Source organism: Brevibacillus sp. FW306-2-1A-C05A (genome assembly GCF_058781555.1).
This window is the reverse complement of the sequence record NZ_JBYSWV010000045.1, coordinates 1-8397: the sequence shown is the minus strand read 5'-3', so window position 1 is coordinate 8397 and position 8397 is coordinate 1. Positions and strand designations below refer to the sequence as shown.

The following is an 8397-nucleotide window of genomic DNA, read 5'->3' as shown; positions in this document are numbered from 1 at the left end:
CTTGCCTGACCGCCGCTTAGCTTACGCTCGCGGCGTCAGACGGCCGCGTTTCTTTTCCGTACACGAGCAGGACGGTTGTGCCGACGAACAGCACGATCGTAAACACGCTGAAAATGAACGTATAGCTGTAGTGCAAGGCCGAATAGTAGCCGACGAGATAAGGCGCGATAATGCTGCCAATCCGCCCGATGCCGGAAGCGACGCCAGTGCCTGTCGCGCGCAGAGGCGTCGGGTAGTTTTCCGGCGTGTAGGCGTACAAAGCGCCCCAAGCGCCGAGATTGAAAAAGGAGAGCAACGCGCCTGTGACCAGCAGCTCGGTCGTCCCGCTGCTCTGCCCGAAGGCGAACGCCATCACGGCGGTCATCAACAAAAAGGTTGCCAGCGTCTTTTTGCGGCCCCAGTTTTCCACGAGATACGCTGCGGCGAAGTAGCCCGGCAACTGCGCCAAGGTCATAATGAGGACGTACTGAAAGCTTTTAATCATCGTAAAGCCTTTGTCCACGAGCACGGACGGCATCCACAAAAACATGCCGTAGTAGGAAAAGGCGATGGCGAACCAGACCGCCCACAAAGCGATCGTTTCCCGCTTGTGCGAGGTGAGCAGCTTCTGCAGCGGCACCTGCTCGGCGCGCTGCTGGAACTGGGGCGATTCGGGAATGGCCCTGCGCGCGTACCACGCGTACACAATCGGCAAGGCCCCGATGATGACCGCCACTCGCCAGCCGTACTCCGGGATGATGAAGTACGAGATCACCGCTGCCGCGATCCAGCCAACGGCCCAAAAGCTTTCCAGCAGCACGACGGTACTCCCGCGTTTTTCCGGGGGTGCGAACTCGTTGACGAGCGTGGAGGCAACAGGCAGCTCTGCGCCCAGGCCCAAGCCCATCAAAAAGCGGAAGAGCAGCATGGTGAGAAAGCCTGTGGCAAAAGCGCTGGCGAAGCTGGCCGCGCCAAACAGCAGGAGTGTGAGGAGAAAGACTGGCTTTCGCCCGATCCGGTCTGCCATGTAGCCGCCTGCAATCGCCCCGATAGCCATGCCTACGAGGTTGCCGGTCCCCAAGAGGCCGGCTTCTTCCGGAGACAATCCCCATTCTTGCCTGAGTGCAACCATAATAAATGATAAAAGGGCAACATCCATCGCGTCGAACATCCAGCCAAAGCCGGCTGCCCAAAACACTTTTTTGTAAGGTGCTGACATTTGTTTTCCCTGCTTTCTTTTCGTTTGCGCGCATTCACGCCTTGTAAACATTTCGCGTGTCGTTCGTTTTTCCTGCCCGCAAATAAAAGTTCGACGATTTGCAGCTAGTTTTTCCCTTTGGGTGGGAAGTCATTAGTTTTTGGATGTGGGGGAAGAAGTTTAGCCAGGGTTTATTAGTTATTTTGAATCGTTGAAAGTGGTTACTAAAAGCCCTTTATCGCGGCCATAGTGGTGGCGAGGAAAGAGAAGAAATCGCTGTAGCTTCTTGGGCTCCCTGCGCGGAAGCTTCACTGCCCGGCTCCGGGGAAAAAGCGAAACCGCGTCCAAAGTGGTCCTTTCGAGGAAGCGTCTCAGAGTGGACGCTTAAAGGCGTGTTTCGCTTTTTCCCCTCCACCTCGGTTGGGTTCCCAAAGAGCTTTCGCTTATTTCTTCTCTTTCCTCGTCAGGGGCTTGCGGGGGTTACATCCGAAATACTTTATACGTAAAAGTGCGCAGATCAAGCAGCGGCTCGGCCAGGCGCAACTGCCGCCAGGTGAACAGGATGAGGGCGACAACCCCGATGGCGATCGGCCAAAGCACCTCGTTGCTCCCCCAGCCGCCAGAACCTTCTCCCGCGCTGCTGAAGCCAAACACGATGCCCCCGAAGCCACAGGTAGACAGCAGCAGCGAAAGCACGTCTACGCGCGGGCGAGAAGTTTCCGTCACGTTTTTCAGTCGGAAATAGGCGAAAGCGATCACGAACAAAGCAATCGGCAATACGCCGTAAAAGAGCGCGCGCCAACTGAAATGTTCGACGACGATGCCGGACAGCGTCGGTCCGATCGCCGGTGCAAACGTAATGACAATCCCGATCGTTCCCATCGCGGAACCGCGTTTTTCAATCGCGACGACGGACAGCACCACATTCGTCAGCAAAGGGAACAACAGCCCCGTTCCCGCAGCTTGCAGCACCCTGCCGACCAAAAGCAGGCCGAATCCCGGCGCAATCGCCGCCGCGAGCGTCCCCAGCGCGAACAGCCCCATCGCAGACAAAAACAACGCCCGCGTTGTAAACCGTTGAATGAGAAAGGCGGTAATCGGGATCAATACGCCAATCACCAGCAAATAGCCCGTTGCCAGCCATTGCGCCTTGCTAGGAGAAATGCCGATGTCATCCATAATTTTCGACAAGGCCACGTTCAGGAGCGTCTCGTTGAGAATGGCTACAAAAACGCCGAGGATCATGACCATGACGACGAGGAAGTTGCTCCTGCTCCCGAACGTCCCTCCGCTCTGCTTTGCATCTTGATGATTTTCCACTTGGTTTCTCCTTTCGATCGTCCAATTGCGAGTTTGCGCACTCACTTCATCTCTTCTCTAAATCGGTAACCCATCCTATCCTACCATGACCCATAGCTTGTGATTTCTTTTCGATTGCTATGATGCCAAGATCAATAAAACTGCCTCCAGTCGGAAAGCAACCGCAAAGAGCGCAGTTGGTCGTCAGCCCGCTGTGCAGACTCGCGAAATTCGCTCGGCGATACGCCCACTTTTTCGGCAAATCGGCTGGAAAACGTCCCAAGGCTCTGCTGCCCGATTTCCCGGCCGATATCGCGAACGCTCATGTTCGTGCGCAGCAGCAAATCCTTCGCCTTCTGCAAGCGCATCGAGGAGACGTAGTACAGCGGAGACAGGCCGATCCTTTCCTTGAAAATACGCGCAAAATGGTATTGGCTGTAGGCAACATGACTGGCCAAACGGGAAAGTGGCAGAGGTTGACTGCATCGTGCTCGTGATGACGGCGTCTTTTCGGCGGATGAAAACCGTCGTCACGTCCCGGTACGGCTTCGGCACCGCATGCAGATGAACTTGCCCGCTTTCAGCCATATGCCGTACCGCCGACCTGGGCAAAATCGTCATGCCGATGCCTGCTGCGACACCGCCGATGACTGATCGGCCCCGTCACGAACGCCCCGTCCAGCTCCACATCGAGTACGTGCTGGAGCAGACGCTCGGTTACGCCAGCCGTAAGCGAGAGATCGACCTGCGGATACCGGCTGCAATAGGCCGACAACAGGTCAGGAAGCTGATTGATCGTCTCGACCATGCCGATGGAAAGCACGCCGGACGGCACGGACGTCTGATGAAAAAATCGGTGCATATCCTCCATTTTCGCCAAAATATCGCGCGAAAAAGCTTATGGGAGAAACAGGCACGATCGCTGCCTCCATCATGGAAGTGCTCATGCCGATGATCCCCATCGCGCTGCTTGCCCTGCATACCAGAAAATGGCCGCCGGCTTATGCGATCACGAGCATTGCCATCGCTTTGGCCGGGGCGCTCTTGGTCATTACAAACGGGAGCCTGGCCTTCTTCGTCACGGCAAGCGACCAGCTTTTCCCGCTGCTGCTCATCTTCACAGGCGTCGTCGGCTGGGTCGTCTACTCGATGGGGAGCGCGCGTTTTGGCGGCTGGTCGACGCTGCGCTACTCGACATTGACGTGCTTGCTCGGCACAGGCGTCTCTTTTGGCGTGGTCGCGACTGCCACTCTGCTTCAATGGATACCCGCCCCGAGCTGGGAAAGCATCAGCTCGATCCGCTATGAAATGGCCTTCATGGTCCTGCTGCCGGGACTAGTCGCCCTGTTAAGCTGGAATGAAGGGATAAAAAGGCTCACTCCGCTCAACGGGATCTTGTTCATCAATCTGGTTCCGGTCACGACGTTTGCCTTGATGGCGCTTCAAGGCTACGAAATCAGCATGTTCGAGTTTTACGGCACGTTGCTGGTCATTTTTGCCCTGATCCGCAACAACCATTTTCAGCGAAAACAGCTCCGATACGGGAAAAGGCCGGAAAAAACCAAGCGGGCCGGGGTACCGACTGCGTGATTCATCTATCGGGACGATCAGCCGAAAAAACAACGGGATTCGCGAGAGCATGCCCTGCCCTTCGCGAATCCCTGTTTCTGCCAATCAGCTATCCTGTTTTCGCCTCGCCGCCGCTCATCGCTTCTGTATATGCTGCAAGCTGTTTTGCAAGACCTGCTGGAATGGCTCAGCGACGATTTTTCTCCAACTGAGCACTTCTGGCCACTCCCTTTGCGGCTCGTCCACCCCGATATACACCAAAACTTTCGGATCGTCACTGGGCGCAAATCCGATCACGGAAACAACGTACTTTCCGGTTGCGTTCCCCTGCTGATCGGTCTTCTCTATCACACTAGGCTTTCCCGCTACCGAATAATCTTCCTGCGCAAGACGAAGGCCAACTCCGGAGCCGTGAACGCGGTTGACCACAGAGTCCAATATGTCGCGAACTTTTTCCGCCGTTTCCTCCGAGACGACCTGGCGGATCATGTAACGGCTGTTCTCCCCCGCTCCCGCCTGTTTAAACAGATGCGGCTGCATCAGTTTTCCGCCATTGGCGATCGCCCCCACCGCAGCAACCTGTTGCAGAGGAGTAACCGCACCGCCCAGCCCCGTGGCCGCCAAAGCTACCTGGCGCGGCTCGTCCAGCTTGGGAAGCTGCCCCGCCTCTTCATCTGCCACCCCTGCCCCAGTTTTTTGCCCGAAGCCAAATCGCTGCAAATATTGTTGCATCGTCTCCCGCTGCAATCGTTCGTGGGCAAGCTTGGCGAATGCCACATTCGAGGAACGAAGAACTCCTTCCAGATAGGTGATTTTCCCCCAGCCGATGCCGTTGTTGAAATCTTTGATCGGTTCGCCCGGAATATCGGTGTACGTCCCGGATTCGTAAATTTCGCGCGGATCAAACTTGCCTTCCTGTATCGCTGCCGCCAGCGTCACAATCTGATAGGCCGCGCCGGGGTCAGGCATTGCTTTTACCGCGCCGTCAAAACGACTTTCGCTTTCATCCTTCCCCCGACTGCCTATCCCCAAAATCTCGCCGCTGTTCGGGTCGGCGACGATGACTGTCACGCTTTTCGGACGAACAGCTTCGTGCGTCTGCGCGAGCGCCTTTTCCACATACGACTGGATTTGCGAGTCGATCGTCAGCACAAGGTCTGTCTCCGTCGCTCCCGCAGCCGGCCGACTCTCGCCCTCTGTCTTCTGGCTACCGGGAGGGGATGGAGCTTGTGACGGGGGCAGAAACGGAGAAGCGAGCCACACCGCTGCCAAAAAAGCAGCGATCCCTCCGATAGCTTTGCGGGACGTTGTCCGTCCTTTCCGCTTTTCGAGCAGCGCCTTGTCCTGGCGAAGCTGACGAATGATGTCGCGCTGCTTGTCCTCCTCCATGCTGAGCCTCGGAAATGATTGCAGCAGCCTGCTAATCTCTTTTTCTTCAGAAGATGACGTCATGTAGCTGGACCTCCTTGCCGCGATTGCGCATTCGTTTTTGCAGCTCTTTGACTGCCCGGTGCAGCGTGGTGCTCACTTTTGCTTCGCTCCACCCCAAAATTTCGGCTGTCTCCTCCGTCGATACGCCTTCGATCAGGCGCAAGATCAAAACTTCGCGATACGTCCTTTTGAGCTGGTTCATCGTCTGGTACACCTCTTGTAGCTGCTCCTTTAACACCAATGCTTTCTCCGGCGTGCGCTCCCTGGAACGGAGAAACCGGAGGATCGACTCCGGGAACCAGTCGATCATTTTTTGCTTGCGCAGATGGTCGATCGCCGTGTGCCGCGCGATCGCAAGCAGCCACGTCCTGGGCTGCGCCCTGCCTTCATAGCCGGACAAGGCTTTCAGCGCCTTCGTGAATACTTCCTGAACCAAATCCTCCACGTCTCTTCGGCCTGTAAAATAGGCCAGGTACTGGTACACATCGTTGCCGTATCGTAGAAACCATTGCTCGATTCTGTCATCCGGCTCCATTGCTTCGCTCCTTCATCTAACGTTGTTCTTATTGATTAGACGAAAAAATAAAATTTGCTTACATTTTTTGCGCAAAAAAAGAAAAAGCCGCCAGCTCCACAGCCAGGCGGCCTTGCTCGATCTCTTATTTTATTTCGTTCAAGCGCTCTTCCAAACGGTCCCACGTCTCCGTGATGCCTTGCAGCATGCCCATGTCCATGACCGTCTTGAGCGCCTCTGCGGACGCGTATTCCGCCCGGTTGACCAGCTTCGTTTTGCCGTCCACGTCGATAAATTCCAGCGTGACCTCTGTCGACGGCAGCGACTCGTCCACGCTTCCTTCTGCATCGGAGAAGTAGTCGACGTAGACGATCTTGTTCGGCTCGTCGATCTCCTTGTACACGCCTTTGCCCCACGATTCCCTGCCGTAATACTCGCCCTGGCTCTGATCGGCCACTTCATGCAGTAATGCCAGACGCCTTCCGGGCGAAAATCAATGTGGCAAACCGGAACCTCCCAGCCTCTCGGTCCCCACCAGCGCTTGAGATGCTCCGACTCTTTAAACATCTGGAACACAAGCTCGCGCGGTGCGTCGAAAACACGCTCCAGCACCAGTACGCGATCTCCTTCTACTCTCGACACCATTGCGTTTCTGGACATGACGATTCCTCCTCGTTTTTGTACACTCTAGAATTTTTCCTTGTTCTGCAATTCCCGCAAGTAGTCTTCCAGATTGTCGTACCTTTGTTCCATGATGCGCTGGAATGATTTTACCCAGGCATCGAGCGCCTGGAACGGTTCCGGCCGCAGTCGGTAAATCCGGCGGTTCGCCTCGGCTTTGGCTTCCACAATTCCGTTGTCGCTCAACACCTTCAAGTGCTTCGAGGCTTGGGGCTGGCGAAGTCCGAGCCGATCGGCAATCTCGCCCACAGTCAAAGGACCGTCGCGCAAAAGCTCTACGATCTGCAGACGATTCGGTTCAGCCAAAGTGCCCAGCGTTGTCATGCCCATGTCCGGATTGTTCCCTGACATGTCATTCACCTCATTACATGATGATTTCTCGGTATTTTCTCATCTCCATTGCCACTCCGGTCATCTGTCTGTTATCCACAATATACGCGATAGGGAATATTCTCGTAAAGGAATATTTTAAAAAAGGAAACGCTCGTCTGTCCAACAGTCTTCCCAAAAAAAAGAAGCCGGAAGAAACATTGCGTTTTTTTCCCGCTTCTACTGTGCCGAGCGCATGGTTATTGCTTTTTCAGCAACATCGCCCCGATCTCCCCAAGCAGCATTTCCTTGCCGATTGGGCCAAACGCTTTGATGTTGAACGTTTCGTTCGTCACTTCATAAAGATGGCCTTGTTGAACGGCTTTGTTGCTGTTCCAAACCGGGCTCTTTTTCAGCTCTGCGTAAACCTCATCCGCTTTGCCGCCGAAGTTGACGAGGAACAGATGGTCCGGCTGAAACTTCGACAGTCCTTCCAGCTCGACCATTTCCATTGTTTTATCGGCAGGTGTTCCCGCTGCCGGCTTTAAGCCGAGATCCGAGAACAGGATGTCCGCATAGCCGTAGTTTCCGTACACGCGGAACAGTTTCGGCGTTACAGCGAGGAACATGAAGCTCTGGTCGCCGTATGTCTGCTTGAGCTGCTCGCGCATTGTTTTCGTCTTCTCGTCGTAGCCAGCCAGCCATTTGTTCACATCTTCTTCCTGTCCGAACAGGCGGCCGATTTCTTTAAACTTGTCCCGCCATTTGTCCATGTCTGTTTCCAGCACGACCGTTGGCGCGATTTTGGACATTTGCTCGTACAGCTTTTGCTGGCGGTTGTTCATAATAATCAGGTCTGGCTTTGTTTCCACTACCGCCTCCAGATTGATGGAGTCATCCCACATCCAGCCAACCGGTTTTACATCTGTCAACTTGTCCGCTATGTGGGACATGATCTTTGTTTTGTATGTATTCGCCGTTGCCACCGGCTTGTGTCCCAAAATCAAAAGTTCCTCGGCTGCCCCCGACACGTCTGCAATCCGTTTCGGCTCCGCCGGAATCGTCACTTCCCCCATCAGATGCTTGACGACGCGTGTCTTTGGCTGCGTATCTGCTTCCGATGCGGTTTGGCTTGTGCCACAACCCGCCAATACGGCTACGGCAACCAAGCAGGCCAGTGCGATTCGTGCTGTTTTTTTCATGCGTTCATTTCTCCTTGCTCCATGGTGTTTGGTGTAAACTATTTTCATGATAATAATTCTCATTATCAGTTGCAGAGTAGATAATCACATATTCGAACGCTTATGTCAATGATTTTTATTTACGTCGTGCATATAAAATAAGAAAAACAGTCAGGGAAAAACGCCCTGACTGTCCTTTTTTGCGCTAGAGGATATCCGAAAGTTTGTATTCATAG

The 8397-nt window shown here is 54.6% G+C and carries 7 protein-coding genes and 3 pseudogenes; 1 reads left to right on the top strand and 9 read right to left on the bottom strand.

All coding sequences use genetic code 11. The features are described 5' to 3' along the window. Positions 1–16: 16 nt before the first annotated feature. The 4 genes and pseudogenes from AC3WJN_RS20915 to AC3WJN_RS20900 form a co-directional block, all read right to left on the bottom strand. Positions 17–1198, bottom strand: coding sequence for an MFS transporter (locus AC3WJN_RS20915; protein ID WP_007783895.1), 1182 nt, complete (start codon positions 1196–1198; stop codon positions 17–19). Between the two features lie 459 nt (positions 1199–1657). Beyond that, positions 1658–2497, bottom strand: a complete 840-nt coding sequence (locus AC3WJN_RS20910) for an MFS transporter (RefSeq protein ID WP_007783897.1) — start codon at positions 2495–2497, stop codon at positions 1658–1660. A 134-nt stretch (positions 2498–2631) separates the two neighbouring features. Further along, a pseudogene (locus tag AC3WJN_RS20905) lies at positions 2632–2955 on the bottom strand (helix-turn-helix transcriptional regulator); the annotation flags it as partial. 101 nt (positions 2956–3056) lie between these two features. Continuing rightward, on the bottom strand, positions 3057–3338 hold the full coding sequence (locus AC3WJN_RS20900) for a LysR substrate-binding domain-containing protein (RefSeq protein ID WP_051998914.1): 282 nt from the start codon (positions 3336–3338) through the stop codon (positions 3057–3059). A 32-nt stretch (positions 3339–3370) separates the two neighbouring features. On the opposite strand from AC3WJN_RS20900, the pseudogene AC3WJN_RS20895 reads away from it, so the two are divergent. Continuing rightward, positions 3371–4066, top strand: a pseudogene (locus tag AC3WJN_RS20895) (EamA family transporter); the annotation flags it as partial. Positions 4067–4180: 114 nt separating this feature from the next. Here AC3WJN_RS20895 and AC3WJN_RS20890 read toward each other — a convergent pair. From AC3WJN_RS20890 to AC3WJN_RS20870, 5 genes and pseudogenes are all read right to left on the bottom strand, one after another. Then, the gene (locus tag AC3WJN_RS20890) at positions 4181–5497 is read right to left on the bottom strand and encodes a penicillin-binding transpeptidase domain-containing protein (RefSeq protein WP_007783902.1); all 1317 of its coding nucleotides are present in this window, start codon (positions 5495–5497) and stop codon (positions 4181–4183) included. Next, entirely contained in the window at positions 5481–6011 is a 531-nt protein-coding gene (locus AC3WJN_RS20885) for an RNA polymerase sigma factor (protein WP_007783904.1), read from the bottom strand. Before AC3WJN_RS20885 ends, AC3WJN_RS20890 begins: the two co-directional genes overlap by 17 nt. 124 nt (positions 6012–6135) lie before the next feature. Next, positions 6136–6650: pseudogene (locus AC3WJN_RS20880) on the bottom strand (SRPBCC domain-containing protein). A gap of 27 nt (positions 6651–6677) precedes the next feature. Continuing rightward, a complete protein-coding gene (locus AC3WJN_RS20875) occupies positions 6678–7022 on the bottom strand; it encodes an ArsR/SmtB family transcription factor (protein WP_007783907.1) in 345 nt (114 codons plus the stop codon). Between the two features lie 218 nt (positions 7023–7240). Next, positions 7241–8182 carry an ABC transporter substrate-binding protein gene (locus AC3WJN_RS20870; protein ID WP_007783909.1) on the bottom strand — a complete coding sequence of 314 codons (942 nt, stop codon included), beginning with the start codon at positions 8180–8182 and terminating at the stop codon, positions 7241–7243. Positions 8183–8397: the final 215 nt, after the last annotated feature.

Excerpts from the sequence above, each read along its gene's own strand:
- AC3WJN_RS20915 (WP_007783895.1), bottom strand. The coding sequence starts at position 1,198 with ATGTCAGCACCTTACAAAAAAGTGTTTTGGGCAGCCGGCTTTGGCTGG.
- AC3WJN_RS20900 (WP_051998914.1), bottom strand. The coding sequence starts at position 3,338 with ATGCACCGATTTTTTCATCAGACGTCCGTGCCGTCCGGCGTGCTTTCC.
- AC3WJN_RS20890 (WP_007783902.1), bottom strand. The coding sequence starts at position 5,497 with ATGACGTCATCTTCTGAAGAAAAAGAGATTAGCAGGCTGCTGCAATCA.
- AC3WJN_RS20885 (WP_007783904.1), bottom strand. The coding sequence starts at position 6,011 with ATGGAGCCGGATGACAGAATCGAGCAATGGTTTCTACGATACGGCAAC.
- AC3WJN_RS20875 (WP_007783907.1), bottom strand. The coding sequence starts at position 7,022 with ATGTCAGGGAACAATCCGGACATGGGCATGACAACGCTGGGCACTTTG.
- AC3WJN_RS20870 (WP_007783909.1), bottom strand. The coding sequence starts at position 8,182 with ATGAAAAAAACAGCACGAATCGCACTGGCCTGCTTGGTTGCCGTAGCC.